This window comes from Brevundimonas subvibrioides ATCC 15264, from assembly GCF_000144605.1.
GTDB lineage: Bacteria > Pseudomonadota > Alphaproteobacteria > Caulobacterales > Caulobacteraceae > Brevundimonas > Brevundimonas subvibrioides.
The window spans coordinates 2139512-2155950 of the sequence record NC_014375.1 but is presented as its reverse complement, the minus strand read 5'-3'; the positions used below and the strand labels follow the sequence as shown (position 1 = coordinate 2155950).

Annotated in this window: 14 protein-coding genes and 1 other RNA gene; 5 read left to right on the top strand and 10 right to left on the bottom strand. The window is 69.2% G+C overall.

What is annotated here, in order from left to right:
• Positions 1–18 precede the first annotated feature (18 nt).
• Both BRESU_RS10665 and ssrA read right to left on the bottom strand, forming a co-directional pair.
• Positions 19–504, bottom strand: coding sequence for an SspB family protein (locus BRESU_RS10665; protein WP_013269560.1), 486 nt, complete (start codon positions 502–504; stop codon positions 19–21).
• Positions 505–638: 134 nt separating this feature from the next.
• Positions 639–1006: a transfer-messenger RNA gene (ssrA, locus tag BRESU_RS17180) on the bottom strand.
• Between the two features lie 37 nt (positions 1007–1043).
• On the opposite strand from ssrA, the gene BRESU_RS10660 reads away from it, so the two are divergent.
• Positions 1044–2738 (top strand): bifunctional protein-serine/threonine kinase/phosphatase, encoded by a 1695-nt coding sequence (locus tag BRESU_RS10660; RefSeq protein WP_013269559.1) that lies wholly within the window; start codon positions 1044–1046, stop codon positions 2736–2738.
• A 39-nt stretch (positions 2739–2777) separates the two neighbouring features.
• Here BRESU_RS10660 and gltA read toward each other — a convergent pair whose 3' ends face one another.
• Both gltA and gltX read right to left on the bottom strand, forming a co-directional pair.
• On the bottom strand, positions 2778–4079 hold the full coding sequence (gene gltA, locus BRESU_RS10655; protein WP_013269558.1) for a citrate synthase: 1302 nt from the start codon (positions 4077–4079) through the stop codon (positions 2778–2780).
• 64 nt (positions 4080–4143) lie between these two features.
• Positions 4144–5562 (bottom strand): glutamate--tRNA ligase, encoded by a 1419-nt coding sequence (gltX, locus tag BRESU_RS10650; protein ID WP_013269557.1) that lies wholly within the window; start codon positions 5560–5562, stop codon positions 4144–4146.
• Between gltX and BRESU_RS10645 the strand changes: the two genes are divergently transcribed.
• Positions 5561–7750: a ComEC/Rec2 family competence protein gene (locus tag BRESU_RS10645; protein WP_156796151.1), complete on the top strand. Its 2190-nt coding sequence runs from the start codon at positions 5561–5563 to the stop codon at positions 7748–7750. The two genes, gltX and BRESU_RS10645, sit on opposite strands and share 2 nt — an antisense overlap.
• On the opposite strand, the gene lexA is transcribed toward BRESU_RS10645, so the two are convergent.
• The 4 genes from lexA to BRESU_RS10625 all read right to left on the bottom strand — a co-directional run bounded on the left by lexA (position 7731) and on the right by BRESU_RS10625 (position 10922).
• Positions 7731–8423, bottom strand: coding sequence for a transcriptional repressor LexA (gene lexA, locus BRESU_RS10640; protein ID WP_013269555.1), 693 nt, complete (start codon positions 8421–8423; stop codon positions 7731–7733). The genes BRESU_RS10645 and lexA overlap by 20 nt on opposite strands.
• A gap of 72 nt (positions 8424–8495) precedes the next feature.
• Positions 8496–9296 (bottom strand): indole-3-glycerol phosphate synthase TrpC, encoded by an 801-nt coding sequence (gene trpC, locus BRESU_RS10635; RefSeq protein WP_013269554.1) that lies wholly within the window; start codon positions 9294–9296, stop codon positions 8496–8498.
• Complete coding sequence (gene trpD, locus BRESU_RS10630) at positions 9293–10327, bottom strand: anthranilate phosphoribosyltransferase (protein ID WP_013269553.1); 1035 nt, start codon at positions 10325–10327, stop codon at positions 9293–9295. Before trpD ends, trpC begins: the two co-directional genes overlap by 4 nt.
• A 4-nt stretch (positions 10328–10331) precedes the next feature.
• Positions 10332–10922: an anthranilate synthase component II gene (locus BRESU_RS10625; RefSeq protein ID WP_013269552.1), complete on the bottom strand. Its 591-nt coding sequence runs from the start codon at positions 10920–10922 to the stop codon at positions 10332–10334.
• 106 nt (positions 10923–11028) lie between these two features.
• Here BRESU_RS10625 and BRESU_RS17695 point away from each other — a divergent pair, with 106 nt between their 5' ends.
• Complete coding sequence (locus BRESU_RS17695; protein WP_013269551.1) at positions 11029–11220, top strand: hypothetical protein; 192 nt, start codon at positions 11029–11031, stop codon at positions 11218–11220.
• A 254-nt stretch (positions 11221–11474) separates the two neighbouring features.
• Here the strand turns inward: BRESU_RS17695 and trpE are convergent, their stop codons facing one another.
• Together trpE and BRESU_RS10610 are read right to left on the bottom strand one after the other, a co-directional pair.
• Positions 11475–12995, bottom strand: coding sequence for an anthranilate synthase component I (gene trpE / locus BRESU_RS10615; RefSeq protein WP_013269550.1), 1521 nt, complete (start codon positions 12993–12995; stop codon positions 11475–11477).
• Entirely contained in the window at positions 12992–14908 is a 1917-nt protein-coding gene (locus tag BRESU_RS10610; RefSeq protein WP_013269549.1) for a peptidylprolyl isomerase, read from the bottom strand. The genes trpE and BRESU_RS10610 overlap by 4 nt, the downstream gene beginning before the upstream one ends.
• A gap of 128 nt (positions 14909–15036) precedes the next feature.
• Here BRESU_RS10610 and tpiA point away from each other — a divergent pair, with 128 nt between their 5' ends.
• Together tpiA and secG are read left to right on the top strand one after the other, a co-directional pair.
• Entirely contained in the window at positions 15037–15819 is a 783-nt protein-coding gene (gene tpiA, locus BRESU_RS10605; protein WP_013269548.1) for a triose-phosphate isomerase, read from the top strand.
• A 51-nt stretch (positions 15820–15870) separates the two neighbouring features.
• The gene (secG, locus tag BRESU_RS10600; RefSeq protein ID WP_013269547.1) at positions 15871–16284 is read left to right on the top strand and encodes a preprotein translocase subunit SecG; all 414 of its coding nucleotides are present in this window, start codon (positions 15871–15873) and stop codon (positions 16282–16284) included.
• Positions 16285–16439: the final 155 nt, after the last annotated feature.

Below are 16439 nucleotides of genomic sequence, written 5' to 3'. Positions count from 1 at the left end.
GTGCAGGCCGCGCAAAGCCTATTTCTTGCGGAACTGGTCCAGCGAGACGACCTTGGGACCATCGTCACCCGAGGGGGACGGCTCCGTCCGCTTCGGTGCGGGCAGTTCGGCCACCGGCTCGGCGACCGGCTCGGGGGCCTCGAACTGCAGCAAGAACTGGACGCTGGGATCGTAGAAGCGGGTCACGGCCGTGTAGGGCACGGTCAGCACCTTGGGCATCCCGCCGAACTTCAGCATGACCGAGAACAGGTCGTGTTCGACGGCCAGGTCCCAGTACTGGTGCTGCAGGACGACCGTCATCTCGTCCGGATATTTGGCCACCACGTCGGGCGGTACCGACACGCCGGGGCCGCGGGTCTTGAAGGTGATGTAGAAATGATGGGCCCCCGGGATTCCGCCCGGGCTGGCGGCGCGTTCGAGGGCAGCGCGGATCACGCCGCGCAGGGCATCCTGCGCCAGCTTCTCGTAATGCATCTCGTCGATCGGCGGCGCGTCGTCGGCCATGGAAACCCTCACTCGCGCGACAGATAGCGGGGCTGGGCGGCATGCGGAAGATGGCAATGTAAGGAAAGTGCCGGAGGTTCTGTTGGCAGGCCCCCATCCTTCAAAAAACAGAAGGAGGGCCTCTTGAACAGGAAAGTGCCGGAGGTTCTGTTGGCAGGCCCTCCGGCGGCCCCGCCTAAGGATCTGAACCCCTAGGACTTAAGATTCGAAATCAACCGAACCGCATTACGCGGCGAGGCGGACTTCTCCAGCGAAGTTATCGTTCGCAGTTAGAAAATGGCCCGATACGGTGGGCCAGGACGAGCGAAAGCAATCTTCTTTACACGTCCGTCGATGCTAGTCGGCCCCATACGCTTCCGCCGATAACGCGGGAGAAGAATGGTGGAGCCGCCGGGAATCGCACCCGGGTCCGGTCCGCTTATTACAAGCGCGTTTATCGCCATATCCGGAGCAAGCTCCGGCAAGGAGCAATATAGGGGCAGATGCCCTTGCATCCAAGATACGAAGTGAAGTCTGCTGCAAAACCGGGGGGGCGAGCCATGGCGGAGGACGGCAGGCTGGAGATCGCGGCGGGATTCGCGACCGCGCGCGGGCCCCGCAAGGACAACCAGGACTTCGGGGCCGTCCACATCGGCCCGCCGTCGGAACAGGCCCTGCACGGCATGGTCGCCCTGGTCGCCGATGGTGTTTCGGGGTCCAAGGCCGGGCGCGTGGCGTCGGAGCTGGCGGGGCGCACCTTCATCGACGCCTACGTCGATCAGAACCCCCTGAAGGGTGTGGCGGCGGCGGGGGTCGCGGCCCTGACCGGCTATAACCGCTGGCTGCACGCCAAGGGGCGGTCCGATCCGGACATGACGGGCGCGGCGACGACCTTCACCGCGCTGGTGCTGCGGGGTCGCGAGGCGACGGCGCTGCACGTCGGCGACAGTCGCGCCTGGCATTTCCGCGACGGCGTCCTGACCCGGCTGACCGACGACCATGTGCTGAGCCAGCCGGGCCTCAGCCATGTGCTGTATCGGGCCATCGGCATCGAGGCGGACCTGAGGCTCGACACCCGCCCCGTGGCCCTGAAGGCGCATGACCGGCTGCTGCTGACGACGGACGGCGTGCACGGCGTGGTGCCCGAGGAAGACCTCGTGCGCCTGCTGTCCCGGCGCGCCTCGCCCGAGGCGGACGCCCAGGCCATCGTCGATGCGGCAGGCCTGGCCGGGACGCGCGACAACGCCACCGCCATCGTCATTGACGTCATCCGGATCGGTGCGGTGGATCAGGATGCGATCGGGGCGGAAGTGGCCGGCCTGCCGATCCTGCCGCCGCCGAACGTGGGCGACAACGTTGACGGTTTCCGGCTGGAGCGGCTGCTGTCCGACGGCCGATATACGCGGCTGTTCATCGCCAGGGACGGCGACACGACCGCCCCCGTGGTGTTGAAGTTTCCGAAGCCGGCCCTGCTGTCCGAAAGCGGCGCGCGGGGTGCCTTTCTGCGCGAGAGCTTCATCGGACGGCGGATCGACAGTCCGTTCGTGGGCAAGACCCTGACGCTCGAAGCGGGCCGCCAGAGCCGGCTCTACATCGCCCAGCCCCTCTACGCGGGCCGCACCCTGCACGCGAGGATCGCCGAAGAACCGTTTGATATCGCATCAGGCGTCGACGTCGGCATCCGTCTGGCCAGGGGCGTCGCGGCCCTGCACCGGCAGGGCATCGCGCACCGCGATATCAAGCCGGACAACGTCATCCTCGAGAGCAACGGCGGCGTGAAGCTGATCGATCTGGGCGTCGCGCGCCTGCCCCGGATCGAGGAGTTCGCCGAGGCGGAGGCCCCCGGCACGCCGGGATACAAGGCCCCGGAGCTGTTCGCCGGCTATCCGGGCGATGCGCTGAGCGATCAGTATGCGCTGGGGGTGACCCTGTACCGGCTGTTCACCGGCGACTATCCAAGCGGCCAGGAGGAGGACTTCAGCCGGATGCGGTTCGAGAAGCCCACCCGTCCGACCGTCCATCGGCCCGACATGCCGGCGTGGCTGGAAGCGGCCATCCTGCGGACCCTGGCGGTCGAGCCGCCCGACCGGTTCGCCGACGTCGAGGAACTGATCCATGTGCTGGAGAGCGGCAGCGCCCAGGCCGTGCCGATGCGCCGAGACCTGTCGCTGATGGAGCGCGAGCCCGTGCGGTTCTGGCAGGGCGTCAGCGCCCTGTTGCTGGTGCTGTTGCTGCTGTCGTGGATGGTGCGCTGACCGTGCCGGGTTGAGCCCGGCACGGTCGGAGATCGCCGATCAGCCGCGCGACTGGATCGGCACGTAATCGCGCTGGGTCGGGCCGGTGTACAGCTGGCGCGGGCGGCCGATCTTCTGCGCCGGATCGGCCAGCATCTCTTCCCACTGGGCGATCCAGCCGACGGTGCGGGCCAGCGCGAACAGCACGGTGAACATCGAGGTCGGGAAGCCCATCGCCGACAGGGTGATGCCCGAATAGAAATCGACGTTGGGGAACAGCTTGCGCTCGATGAAATACTCGTCGTTCAGCGCGATGCGCTCCAGTTCCTTGGCCACCTGGAACAGGGGATCGTTCTCGGCCCCGACCAGATCGAGGATCTCGTCGGCCGACTGCTTCATGACCGTCGCACGCGGGTCGTAGTTCTTGTAGACGCGGTGGCCGAAGCCCATCAGCTTGTATTTCTTGGCCTTCACGCCCTCGATGAACTCGGGGATCTTGTCGGGCGTGCCGATCTCTTTCAGCATCGTCAGCGCTTCCTCGTTGGCCCCGCCGTGCGACGGGCCCCACAGGCAGGCGATGCCCGCGGCGATACAGGCGAACGGGTTGGCGCCCGACGAACCCGCCAGGCGCACCGTCGAGGTCGAGGCATTCTGTTCGTGGTCGGCGTGGAGGGTGAAGATCCGGTCCATGGCGCGGGCCATCTTCGGATCGACGACATAGTCCTCGGCCGGGACGGCGAAGCACATGCGCAGGAAGTTTTCGGCGTAGTTCAGGTCGTTGCGCGGCGACACGAAGGGCTGGCCGATGTGGTATTTGTAGGCGCGGGCCGCGATCGTCGGCATCTTGGCGATCAGGCGGATGGCCGAGATGTCGCGCTGCACCGGATCATGGATGTCCAGGCTGTCGTGATAGAAGGCCGACAGGGCGCCGACGGCCCCGACCATGATCGCCATCGGGTGCGCGTCGCGGCGGAAGCCTTCGAAGAAACGGTCGAACTGCGCGTGCAGCATCGTGTGGCGGGTGACGACGTTCTCGAACGCCTCATACTCCGCCGCCGTCGGCAGTTCGCCCTTCAGCAGCAGGTGGCAGACTTCGATGAAGTTCGACTTCTCGGCCAGTTGCCCGATCGGATAGCCGCGGTGCAGCAGAACGCCGGCATCGCCGTCGATGTAGGTGATCGCGCTCTCGCAGGCGGCGGTCGAGGTGAAGCCGGGGTCGAAGGTGAAGGCGTCGGTCGCCGCGTACAGTTTGCGGATATCGATGACGTTGGGTCCGGTCGAGCCCGAAAGGACGGGCAGGTCGACGGTCGTGTCGTTGTAGGTCAGGGTCGCCGATCCGGCGGATTTGGAGGCTTCGGTCATCAGGCGCCCTTGCGATGGTGTTCGGACCGGACGGGAGAACCCGGCCCGCGATGGTAGTCCACGGTCATCTAGTCTGTTGCAGCGCATCATCCAAGCGGCCGAGCGATTCTTCGCGCCCGAGGGCCGACAGGGTCTTGGCGATGTCCGGCGAGACCCCGTCCCCGGTCAGGGCGGCCCGGACGGCCGGTCCGATCTTGCCGAATCCCACCGCCTCTTCCTCGGCAAAGGCCTTGAGCTCGGCCTCCAGGGCGAAGACGTCCCAGCTGGCGAACAGCCGCAGCCGGTCCCGGAGCCGCGCGATTCGCTCGCCGGAGTCGCCGGCCAGCAGGGGCAGGGCCTTCTCGAAGATCTGCAGCGGCCGTCGCCGCAGCACGAAGCCGGTCTGGTCGGCCAGTTCGAGCACGGTCCGGGCCCGGTCCTTGACGAAGGGCATGGCCTGCAGAAGCCGGGATTCATCGTCCTCGGCCAGGGCGTGCCCACGCGTGAGGTGCGTGTCCAGCACGGCCTTGGCCAGCCGGTCATCGTCGGCCATCCGCATCCAGTGGGCGTTGACGTGGGCCAGCTTGTCGAAGTCCAGCCTTGCCGGGGCCTTGCCGACGCCGTCGAGGCCGAACCATTCGCGCGCCTGGTCGTCGCCGAACAGCTCGTCGTCGCCATGGGCCCAGCCGAGACGGGCCAGATAGTTGCGCATCGCCTCGGGCAGATAGCCCATCTCGGCATATTCGTGGACCGCCTGGGCCCCGTGTCGCTTCGACAGTTTCGCACCGTCGGGGCCGTGGATCAGCGGGATGTGGGCAAAGGTCGGACGGGGCCAGCCCAGGGCGTCATAGATCAATGATTGACGAGCGGCGTTGTTCAGATGGTCGTCGCCGCGGATGACATGGGTGACGCCCATGTCGTGGTCATCTACGACGACGGCGAGATTGTAGGTGGGGGCTCCGTCGGACCGTAGCAGAACGAGGTCGTCCAGATCCTCGTTGCCCCAGCTCACCTCGCCCTGAACGGCATCGGAGACGACCACGCGGCCGGGCAGGGGACGGCGGAAGCGGACGACGTGCGGCCGGGACAGGTCGTCGACCGTGGGCTCGCGGTCGCGCCAGGGCGATTCGAAGGTCGTGCGGGCGGCCTTGGCCTCGTCACGCAGCCGGCCGGTTTCCTCGGCCGAGGTGAAATCGCGGTAGGCGGCCCCGAGCTCGAGAAGCTGATCCACCACCTCGCGATGGCGATCGGCGCGGGCGTGCTGGAAGACCGGCTCCTCGTCGGCGAACAGCTCCAGCCAGCTGAGGCCATCGAAGATCGCCTTGACCGCGTCGTCGGTCGAACGCTCGCGGTCCGTGTCCTCGATGCGGACGAGGAACTTCCCGCCGCGACCTTTCGCGTAAAGGTAGTTGAAAAGTGCCGTTCTTGCGCCGCCTATGTGCAGATAGCCGGTCGGCGACGGGGCGAAGCGGGTGACGACTTGGGGGTCGGAAGAGGAGGTCATGGGGGGCGTGTCCGGACGGGCCGCCCTTATACCGCCCGACGCCGCAAAGCCCAGCCCACTGCGCGATCGGTTCTTCGCCTGGATCGCGGACGAAGCGCGCGCGCAGTCCCTGCGCTGGCGGCTGCTGGCGCCGGTGGCCTTCGGCGGCGGGGCCGCGATCTATTTCGCGCTCAGGAGCGAGCCGCCACTGTGGCCGCTGGCGGTCGCTGCGGCGGTGACCGGCGCGACCTGGCTGGCGGCGCGGAGGCGCGGGACGGGACGGCGCGTGACCCTGCCCCTGATGCTGCTCGCCTGTCTTGCCTGCGGACTGGCGGGCGCAAAGGTCCGAAGCGACCGGGTGGCCGCACCGATCGCGCCGGCGATGGCCGAACCGACGGTGATCGAGGGCTGGGTCGTCGACGTCGACAGTCCGGGTGACCGGGGACATCGGGTGGTCGTCGCGCCCGTGCGCATCCGGGGTCTGGCTCCCGAGGCCACGCCGATCCGGCTGCGGGCGACGGTCAGGGGCGATCCGCCGGTGCCGGGCTCGGCCATCCGGCTGTTCGCCATCGTGAACCCGCCCCCGCCACCGGCCAGCCCGGGTGCCTATGACTTCGGACGCGGGGCGTGGTTCGAGCGGCTGGGCGGGACGGCCTTCGCGCTGGCGGAGACGCGGTCGACCATCCTGCCGACAGCGCCCTGGAGCCTGCGGATGGCAATGCGGGTCAATGCGATCCGGTTCGGGCTGGCCCAGCGAATCGTCCACCGGCTGGGCGAGCGGACGGGCGGCATCGCGGCGGCGATGACGACCGGCCACGAGACCTGGATCCAGCGCGACGATCTGGACGCTATGCGCGATTCCGGACTGGCGCACATCCTGTCGATCTCGGGCCTGCACATGGCCATCGTGGGCGGGTTCGCCTTCTTCCTGGTGCGGTTCGGCGTGGCGGCCTGGCCTTGGCTGGCGCTGAGGGTCTCGGGAAAGAAGGTGGCGGCGGTCGCGGGCGTGGTCGCGGTGTGGAGCTATCTAATCCTGTCCGGTGCGCCCGCCCCGGCCGAGCGGGCGGCGATCACGGCGTCCATCGCGTTCGCGGCCATCCTGCTCGATCGGCAGGCGATCAGCATGCACGGGCTGGCGGTCGCGGCCATGGTGGTGCTGATCCTTCAGCCCGAGGCCATCGTGACGCCCGGCTTCCAGATGTCGTTCGCGGCGACGGCGGCGCTGGTGGCCCTGACCGAGGCCTGGCCGCCGCGGACGCGGGAACTGTCGGTGCCCTGGCCGATCGCGCTGTTCCAGTCGGCGCGACACTGGCTGGTGGTCGCGGTGACCGCCAGTCTGGTCGCGGGCGTGGCGACCGGACCGTTCGCCATCCAGCACTTCAACCGGACGGCCGTATTCGGTCTGATCGCCAATCTGGCGACCTCTCCCATCGCGGACTTCATCATGATGCCGGCGCTGGCGTTGGGCGCGCTGCTGGAGCCGATCGGGCTGGGCGGACCGTTCCTGTGGGTGGCGGGCCGGGGGGTCGATGCGATGCTGGCGGTCGGGCACTGGGTTTCAGGACTGCCCGGTGCGGTCCAGACCATCGCCAGCGCGCCGGACTATGTGCTGCCGATCTCGTTCCTGGGGGTGCTGTTCGTCTGCCTGTGGCAGGGGCGGTTGCGGTGGGCCGGACTGCCGTTCGTCTGCGCCGTGCTGATCTGGCCGCGAGCCCCGACGCCGACGGTCTGGATCGGGGACGGAGGGACCAATGCGGCCTTCAGCCGGAGCGGTCAGGCGGTCGTGATACGGCCGGGCGTGCGCGAGTTCGCCACCGACCTGTGGTCGCGGCGGCGGGGACTGACGCTTTCGGAACGGGCTGAGGAGGGCTGGCTCTGCGAGCGGTATTCGTGCGCGCCCGTCAGCGGCACGGCACCCGTCGCCGTCTGGTGGGGCACGACCGCACCGGACCCCGAAGCTCTGACGGTCCTTTGCGAATCGGCACCTCTGGTCAGCGTGCGGGCGACGGTGTCGGCCTTGCCCGAGGCCTGCGACGGCCGGCTGGTGCTGGATGGGGTCGACCATGCGCGTGGCGGTGCCGTCGAGCTGTGGCGGACGCCGCAGGGGTGGCGCGCGGTCTGGTCAGCGGACGTCCGGGGCGACCGGCCGTGGAGCCGGATGCCACCGACGCCGGCGTCGACTCGGTCCGTCAGTGATACTGGCGGATGAGTCCGACCAGCTTGCCCTGGACCTCGACCTGATCCGGACCGAAGATGCGGGTCTCGTAGGCGCGGTTGGCGGGCTCGAGGGCGATGGAGTTGCCCTTCTTGCGCAGACGCTTGAGCGTCGCCTCCTCGCCCTCCACCAGGGCGACCACGATCTCGCCCGACGAGGCGGTGTCGACGCGTTTGATGACCACCAGATCGCCATTGAGGATGCCAGCCTCGATCATCGAATCGCCTTCGATCTCGAGCATGTAGTGCTCGCCGGCCCCCAGCATCGCCTCGGGCACCGAATAGCGACCGTGGTCCTGCTGGATCGCCGCGATGGGCACGCCCGCGGCGATCTTGCCGACCAGGACCAGTTCGCGTGTGTCGTTGGCGGGCTCGGCCGCGCGGGGACGACCGCCGCCCTCGATCACGTCTGGGCGGAAGGGCTGTCGGCCCCGGACCGGGCCGGTCGTCGCCTGTTCCGGCAGCTTCACGACTTCGAGGGCCCGGGCACGATGGGCGAGGCGGCGGATGAAGCCGCGTTCCTCCAGCGCCGTGATCAACCGGTGGATGCCCGACTTGGACGCCAGATCCAGAGCCTCCTTCATCTCGTCGAACGAGGGGGAGACGCCGGTCTCCTTGATCCGCTCATGGATGAACATCAGGAGTTCGTGCTGCTTTTTCGTCAGCATGGTGGGAATCGCCTTCAGAACAAGTCGTGAACCGTTGTCGATGTTCTGTAAGTGTTCTTGCCTAATGTCAACTTAACGGGAAACGGGCTCCAGCAGCGCGATCGTCGCCGCCTCGACGTCCGACTGCCGCATCAGGCTTTCCCCGACCAGAATGGCGCGGGCACCGGCCGCCGCGACCTCCGCCACGTGTCCAGCCGTGAAGATGCCGCTTTCGGCCACCAGCAGGGCACCGGCGGGGGCCATGGCGGCGTAGCGGGCCGTAGCCCCCAGATCGACCTCGAAGGTGCGCAGGGACCGGTTGTTGATGCCGATCAGGTCGCCGCCCAGATCCACGGCGCGGGCCATCTCGGCCTCGTCATGGGTCTCGATCAGGGCGTCCATGCCGAAGCGGCGGGCCTCGGCGAGGAGCTCTGCGGCCAGGACGTCATCGACCATCGACAGGATGATCAGGATGGCGTCGGCGCAAAGGGCGCGGCTCTCGGCGACCTGCCAGGGATCGACGAGGAAGTCCTTGCGCAGGCAGGGCAGGGCGGTCGCCGCGCGGGCGGCGCCCAGATAGGCGTCATGACCCTGGAAGCTGGGTTCGTCGGTCAGGACGGACAGGCAGGTCGCGCCGCCCGCCTCATAGGCCCGGGCCAGGACGGGCGGATCGAAGTCGGCGCGGATCAGGCCCTTGGACGGGCTGGCCTTCTTGATCTCGGCGATCAGGGCGGGGCGGCCGTCGTGCGAGCGTTTGCGCAGCGCGGCCAGAAAGCCGCGGGGCATGCCCGCGACCATGGCCAGCGATTCGATCTCGGCCAGCGGGCGGGCGGCCTTGCGCTCGGCGACCTCGACCCGCTTGTAGGCGGCGATCTGTTCCAGGATGTCGGTCATGGGGCCTCGACGGGCTCGGGCGCGGAGGTGATGGCGGCCAGTCTGGACAGCGCGGTGCGGGCGGCTCCGTCGTCGATGGCGCGGGCGGCGAGGACGACGCCGTCCTTCAGGTCCCCGGCCTTGTCCGCCACGACCAGGGCCGCGGCCGCGTTCAGCAGGACGACGTCGCGATAGGGCCCGGTCGCCCCGTCCAGCAGGGCGGTCAGGGCCGCGGCATTGGCGTCGGCATCGCCGCCGCGCAGGGCCGCGATGTCGGCGCGGGGCAGGCCTGCGTCTTCGGGGGTGACGGTGAAACGGCGGACGGCACCGTCCTTCCATTCGGCGACCTCGGTCGGGCCGGTCGTGGTCAGTTCGTCCAGACCCTGGCCGTGGACGGTCCAGGCGCGGGTGGCCCCGAGGTTGCCGAGCACCTGGGCCAGAGGCTCCAGAAGGCGCGGGTCGTAGACGCCCATGACCTGACGGCGGGCGAGCGCCGGGTTGGACAGGGGGCCCAGCAGGTTGAACACGGTGCGGAAGCCGATCTCGGCGCGGATCGGCCCGACGTGGCGCATGGCCCCGTGATAGTGGGGCGCGAACAGGAAGCAGATGCCGGCCTCGTCCAGCGCCCGCTTCTGGCGCTCCGGCCCGGCGGTCAGGTTGACGCCCAGGGCCGACAGCACGTCGGACGAGCCGGACCGCGAGCTGAGCGCGCGATTGCCGTGCTTGGCGACCTTCAGGCCGGCACCCGCGAGGACCAGGGCGGCGGCGGTCGAGATGTTCCAGGTATGCTGGCCGTCGCCCCCGGTGCCGCAGGTGTCGATGACCTCGTACGGCTGGTCGAAGGGGCTGGCGGCGGCCCGCATGGCGCGGGCGAAGGCGGTGATTTCGTCCACCGTCTCGCCCCGGATACGCAGGGCGGTGACGGCGGCGGCGACCTGGGCCGGGGTCGGCTCGCCGCGCAGGCAGGCGGCGAAGAAATCGCCGGCCTCGGCCTCGCTCAGCGTCTGGCCGTCGACCAGCCGGGCCAGCAGCGGCTTGAAACCCTCGGACACGGCCTCAGACCATGGCCAGGCGTTTGACGCCCGCCAGATCGAGGAAGTTGGCCAGCAGGGCGTGGCCGTGTTCGGTGGCGATGGATTCGGGGTGGAACTGGACCCCGTGGATCGGGAGGGCGTGGTGCTGCACGCCCATGATCTCGCCGTCCTCGGTCCAGGCGGTCACGTCCAGGCTGTTGGGCAGGGTGGCCCGCGCGACGGCCAGGCTGTGATAGCGGGTGGCGGTGAAGGGCGACGGCAGGCCGGCGAACAGGCCGCGATTGTCGTGGGTGATCGGCGAGGTCTTGCCGTGCATCAGGGCCTTGGCCCGCACGACGTCGCCGCCGAAGGCCTGACCGATCGCCTGATGCCCCAGGCACACGCCCAGGATCGGCATGTCGTCTGGGGCCGTGGTGATCAGGGGCAGGCAGATGCCCGCCTGATCCGGCGCGCAGGGTCCGGGCGACAGCAGCACCGCCTCGGGCTTCAGCGCCCAGGCCTCCTCGACCGTCAGGTCGTCATTGCGGATGACGTGCGTCTGCGCGCCCAACTCCGCCAGGTAGTGGACGAGGTTGTAGGTAAAGCTGTCGTAGTTATCGACGACGAGGATCATCCGGCGCTTCTAGAGGGGGATATCCCCGCCGCCAAGCGGACGCGTGCGCACACGGATCGTTAACCGTTGCCGTTCGAGATCAGGGCTCGCGACGGAGGGCGATTCCATGACCATGCAGGCCCAGATCGAACAGGCGCGGCAGGCCCTCGTCGAGGTCGAGCCCCGACCCAACGTGATGGCGACGCTGGGGGCCGCTGCGCTCGCGGCGACGGCGGCCGTGCTGCTGGCCGGGGTGATGATCCTGGGGCCGGGCGTGGCGATCGAGGATCAGCCGGTGCCGGTCAGCGCGTCGGCCTGACCGGACAACGCTGGGGTGGCAGTGCCATCCGAAAAAACGCGTGCCAGCCTGCCAGTGCGATAGTTCAGCGGAATCAGACACTAACGATCCCGGTGGGTCGGCAGGGTGCCAGATTATGAGAAATCCACCGGCGTCTCGCCCCTGTGTACCTGATGTGCGACGTGTCAAAGACCCGGGCGACGACGTGGGGAAGGACGCATCGGACCGCAAGACTTTTGACGGAATAAGTTCCTACACGAGGCGTGCGCCGCGCGTCATATCTCGCCGGCTGTATTGAGCGGCGCGCCCAGTTCGAACCGCCAGGCGTCCTCGGCCGCCCGCATCGGCGCACGAGCCTTGGCCTCGGTCTCGGCATATTCGGCCGCCGGATCGCTGTCCGCGACCACACCCGCCCCGGCCTGGACGAAGACCTGGCCGTCGGCGAACAGGGCCGTGCGCAGCACGATGCAGATGTCGGCCTCGCCCCCTGCCGAGATGTAGCCGACGCCGCCGCCATAGCCGACGCCGCGCTTTTCGGTCTCCAGCTCGTCGATGATTTCCATGGCCCGCACCTTGGGCGCGCCCGAAAGCGTGCCGGCGGGCAGGGCCGCCAGGAGCGTATCCACCGCGTCGAGGTCGGGGTGGGCCCGACCCTCGACATTCGAGACGATGTGCATCACCTGGCTGTACCGTTCGACGACGAAGCTCTCGGTCACCTTGACGCTTCCGGGCGCGGCGACGCGGCCCACGTCGTTGCGGCCCAGGTCCAGCAGCATCAGATGCTCGGCCAGTTCCTTCGGATCGGCCAGAAGTTCGGCCTCCAGCGCCCTGTCGGCCTCCGGCGTCGCGCCGCGCGGGCGGGTGCCGGCCAGCGGACGGATCGTGACGCCGCCGTCCTTCAGCCGCACCAGGATCTCGGGGCTGGAGCCGGCCAGCTGGAACTCGTCGAAGTTCAGGAAATACAGATAGGGCGACGGGTTCTGGCGGCGCAGCGAGCGGTAGAAGGCGAACGGATCGCCGCTCCAGGGCGCGCGGAACCGGTGGCTCAGCACCACCTGGAAGATGTCGCCCGCCCCGATGTAGTCCTTGGCCGCGGCGACCAGACCGGCATAGGCGGCGGCATCCACGGGCGAGGCGAACGCGATGGCGGGCGCGGGCTCGACCTGCGACCGGCCCAGCAAAGGCCGGCGAAGACGCGCCTCGAAATCGTCCAGCCGGGCCTCGGCCGTCTCTGCGGCGGCCTCCGCGTCCCCGTCGGGCCAGACCGGGGCCATGACGACGATCTCGTGCTTCACCGAATCGAACACGGCGATGACCGACGGCCGGGTCAGGACCGCATCGGGCAGGTCCAGCGGGTCGGGGTTCGGCGCGCCGAGCGGTTCCAGCAGTCGGACCATGTCATAGCCGAACACGCCGAACAGACCGGCGGCCATGGGCGGCAGACCCTCGGGAAGGTCGAAGCGCGTCTCCGCGATCAGGGCGCGAAGGCTGTCGAGCGCGCCGCCCGACTGGTCGGCGTAGCGCTTTGCCGCGATATCGGTCCCGCGCGCGATCGAGGCCACGCCGTCGCGACAGCGCCAGACCACGTCCGGATCCAGCGTGATGATCGAATAGCGGCCGTTCAGGGCCCCGCCCTCGACCGACTCCAGCAGGAAGGCGTGGGGACGGCCCCAGCCCACCTTCAGATAGGCCGAGACCGGCGTCTCGAGGTCGTCGATGATCCGGCGCACCGCGATCTGCGGCTTGCCGGCCTTCAGTCCCGCGACCAGAGCGTGCCGGTCGGTCGCCTCGCTCATTGAGCGGGAGCGGTCGGCGTGGCCGCCGGAGCGGTGACGCCCAGGGCTGCGACCGCGGCGGCCGGATCGTTCTTGGCCTTGGAGCGCACGGCGGCCGCCGTCACCAGCTGCTCGACGCCGGCGGTGACGATGTCGTTGCCGATCCGGCTGCGGATCTGGTCCGCCAGGCGCGAGGCTGTGGCCGGGTCGGCGGACCGGACCGCATCGACGCGGCCGACGACGAAGCGGTTTTCCGTGCCGGGTCCGGTGAAGACCTGACCGCGGGCCTGGCCGAACAGACCTTCCAGAACACCCTGGCCCAGGGCCGTCTGGGTTTCCGCGTTCTGCTGCAGGCCGGTCCGGTTGATCAGGGTCGCGCCCGCCGAGGCGGCGACGGCGGCGATATCCTGACCGCCGCGAACGCGCGTGGCCAGTTCTTCGGCCTTGGTCGACAGGCGACGGGCGTTTTCACGCTGCGTCCACTGCTCGGCCAGAGGGCCGCGGATTTCCGCCAGGGTCGGCAGGGCGGCGGGGCGGATGTCGTCGAGGCGCAGCACGAAATACTGGCCCTGTCCGGCGTCGATCACGTCGCTTTCGCCGCCCTTGGTCAGGGCATAGGCGCTCTGCAGGATCTGCGGCGGCGCATTCATCGGCTGCCCGTCGGGCAGGCGCCCGTCCTGGGTGAAGGGCGGCAGCTGGACGAAGCGGGCACCGACCTGTTCGGCGGCGGCGGCCAGCGGCTTGCCCTCGGTGCGCGCCTTTTCATAGGCCTCCACCCGCGCATAGACGCGCGCCTTCATGTCCTCTTCCTGAAGCTCGGCGGTCACGGCCTCGCGGACGCTGTCGAGCGTGGCGGGCGTGCCGGGCAGGATCACGCTCACCTTGGCGACCGTGAAGCCGACGCGTCCCTGGATCGGCGCGGACACCTGGTTGGCGGCCAGACCGAAGACGGCGGTGGCGACGGCCGGATCGGGCAGGGCGCTCCGGGGCTGGGCGTCGTAGACCGCAGGCTGGATGCTGTTGGCCTCGGCGACGGCCTGCGGGGTCTGGCCCGCGCGCAGCGCACCGGCGATGCGATCCGCGGCCGCCTGGGTCGAGACCGTCAGGGTCGTGAAGGTCCGGCGCTCCGGGGTCGACAGGGCATCCTTGCGGAAGTTGAACCGCTCGACGACGCGGGCCTCGGGAATGGCGGGCGGCGTGAAGCCCGGGGCGTCGTTGAACAGCAGGACCGTGGCGATGCGGAACTCGGGACGGCGCAGCTGGGCCGCGTTCTCGTTGATGAAGGCCGTCAGCTGGGCGTCCGTCGGGGCCGGGGTGGTGCCGGCCATCGCCTGGGTCACCTCGAACCAGCGGCCGTCGCGGACCTGGAAGGCCTGACCGGCCAGCAAGGCCCCGTAGATGCGCGGCGTGCGCAGGCCAGCCTGGATGGCCGTGCCGTAGTGCTGGCTGACGGCGGTGTCGCGGAATTCGTCCTCGAGCATCACCGGCGTCACGTTCTGGGCGGCCAGGGCCTGCTCGTACTGGGCCTGATCGAACTGACCCGTAACCTGGTTGAAGAAGGCGGGGATTTCGCGGATGCGCGTCAGGACAAGCTCCTCGCTGACCCGGATCCCGGCCTTGTAGGCCCAGTCAAGGAAGCCGAGACGGTTGGTCTGTCCCTCAAGATAGCGGACGTGGACGTTTTCCTTGACCAGGTCCTCGTTGGTCACCGGGCGTCCGGCCTGTTCCTGCATGCCGGTGCGGACGCGTTCGAACTCGGTGCGGAACTGGAGCGCGTCCACGGACCGGTCACCGGCCGTGACGATATGCTTGGGCCCCAGGCTGCTGAAGATGTCGGTCTGGCTGCCCCCCACGACGAGGAAGCTGAGGATCAGCAGGACGAACAGACCCGCCGCCCACTTGGATTTGGCGAAGGCACGGAACAGGGAAATCATCGAGTGGGCCTGACGGTCGGACGGCGAGACGCGCCGCGGGGACGAATAAGCGGCGTATAGGGGAGGCGACCCACACCCCGCAAGCGTCGGGCTTGGCAGGCGGGAAGACGCTGCCTAGACAGGGCCGCATGAAACAATCCGTGAAGATGATCGTCGGCAATTGGAAAATGAACGGCCTGTCGGCCGATCTGGTGGAGGCCACGGCCCTGGCCGACAGCCTGTCCGGGTCCGCGCCGGCGGCGCGGGTGGCCCTGTGTCCGGCGGCGACCCTGATCGCCCGGATGGCTTGGGCGCTGAACGGCAGGCCGATCGAGATCGGGGGGCAGGACTGCCATACGGCTGCGGCCGGGGCCCATACAGGGTCGATTTCGGCAGCCATGCTGAAGGATGCCGGAGCCGGGCTTGTGATCGTCGGCCATTCGGAACGACGCCAGGCCTGCGGAGAGACCGACGCCATCGTCGCGGCCAAGTTCGAGGCCGCCGTGGCCGCGGGTCTGGAACCCATCGTCTGCGTCGGAGAGACGCTGGCCGAACGCGAAACCGGCCAGGCCGTGGCCCTGGTCACCGTCCAGGTGGCCGCCTCGGTGCCTGCCACGGCCGCCGGTCAGGCCTTCGCGGTCGCCTATGAGCCGGTCTGGGCCATCGGAACGGGGCTGACGCCGACGCTGGAGCAGATCGCGGAGGTCCACGCCGCGATTCGCGCGGCGCTGGTCGCGCGGCTGGGCGACGGGGGGCACCGCGTGCCGATCCTGTACGGCGGGTCGGTCAATCCGGGCAATGCCGCCGAGATTCTCCGGGTTGCCGAGGTGGGGGGCGCCCTCGTCGGGGGCGCGTCGCTGAAGGCCGACAGTTTCCTGGCCATCATCCGGGCGGCCGAACCGGCGCGCGTTGCCGCTGACGCCCAAGGATGATAGACGCCGCCGCTTGATCGGCGGACTGCCCCGCCACACATGTAAGCGACCATGCTCCAGACCATTCTCCTCGTCGTCATGATCCTGATCTCGCTGGCCCTGACCGGCGTGATCCTGTTGCAGCGTTCCGAAGGCGGCGCCCTGGGCATGGGAGGCGGGCCGTCGGGCTTCATGACCGCGCGCGGGGCAGGCAACCTGCTGACGACCACGACCTGGTGGCTGGGAGCCGGTTTCGTGATCTGCGCCATCAGCCTGACCATCATCGGCAACGTCGAACGGTCCAACCGCTCGGTCGTGGACGCCGATGCCGTGGGCTCCATCGCTCTGGATGGCGCACCGGCCACGACGACGGCACCGGCCGCAGATCCGGCGACGCCGCCGCAGCCGGCCGCGCCGTCGCTGAACGACCTTGAGGCCAGCCTGCCCACTGCGGCTCCGGCTCCGGCACCGACTCCGGCAAACTGAGGATGACGGCGGAGGTTTCTCCGCCGCCTTCCCGCCGCCCCCACCTCCCGCCCTCATCAGAGGCGGGGGTGAAAGCGCGTTTTCAACAGATGGATCGTGCCGCGATCCGCAGAACATTCCAGCATGACGGATCGCCAGGCGATCCTTCGGCGAAT

Bases quoted from the DNA above. Each gene is read 5' to 3' on its own strand.
- BRESU_RS10665 (WP_013269560.1), bottom strand. From the start codon at position 504: ATGGCCGACGACGCGCCGCCGATCGACGAGATGCATTACGAGAAGCTG.
- BRESU_RS10660 (WP_013269559.1), top strand. From the start codon at position 1,044: ATGGCGGAGGACGGCAGGCTGGAGATCGCGGCGGGATTCGCGACCGCG.
- gltA (WP_013269558.1), bottom strand. From the start codon at position 4,079: ATGACCGAAGCCTCCAAATCCGCCGGATCGGCGACCCTGACCTACAAC.
- BRESU_RS10645 (WP_156796151.1), top strand. From the start codon at position 5,561: ATGGGGGGCGTGTCCGGACGGGCCGCCCTTATACCGCCCGACGCCGCA.
- gltX (WP_013269557.1), bottom strand. From the start codon at position 5,562: ATGACCTCCTCTTCCGACCCCCAAGTCGTCACCCGCTTCGCCCCGTCG.
- lexA (WP_013269555.1), bottom strand. From the start codon at position 8,423: ATGCTGACGAAAAAGCAGCACGAACTCCTGATGTTCATCCATGAGCGG.
- trpC (WP_013269554.1), bottom strand. From the start codon at position 9,296: ATGACCGACATCCTGGAACAGATCGCCGCCTACAAGCGGGTCGAGGTC.
- BRESU_RS10625 (WP_013269552.1), bottom strand. From the start codon at position 10,922: ATGATCCTCGTCGTCGATAACTACGACAGCTTTACCTACAACCTCGTC.
- BRESU_RS17695 (WP_013269551.1), top strand. From the start codon at position 11,029: ATGACCATGCAGGCCCAGATCGAACAGGCGCGGCAGGCCCTCGTCGAG.
- trpE (WP_013269550.1), bottom strand. From the start codon at position 12,995: ATGAGCGAGGCGACCGACCGGCACGCTCTGGTCGCGGGACTGAAGGCC.
- BRESU_RS10610 (WP_013269549.1), bottom strand. From the start codon at position 14,908: ATGATTTCCCTGTTCCGTGCCTTCGCCAAATCCAAGTGGGCGGCGGGT.
- tpiA (WP_013269548.1), top strand. From the start codon at position 15,037: ATGAAACAATCCGTGAAGATGATCGTCGGCAATTGGAAAATGAACGGC.
- secG (WP_013269547.1), top strand. From the start codon at position 15,871: ATGCTCCAGACCATTCTCCTCGTCGTCATGATCCTGATCTCGCTGGCC.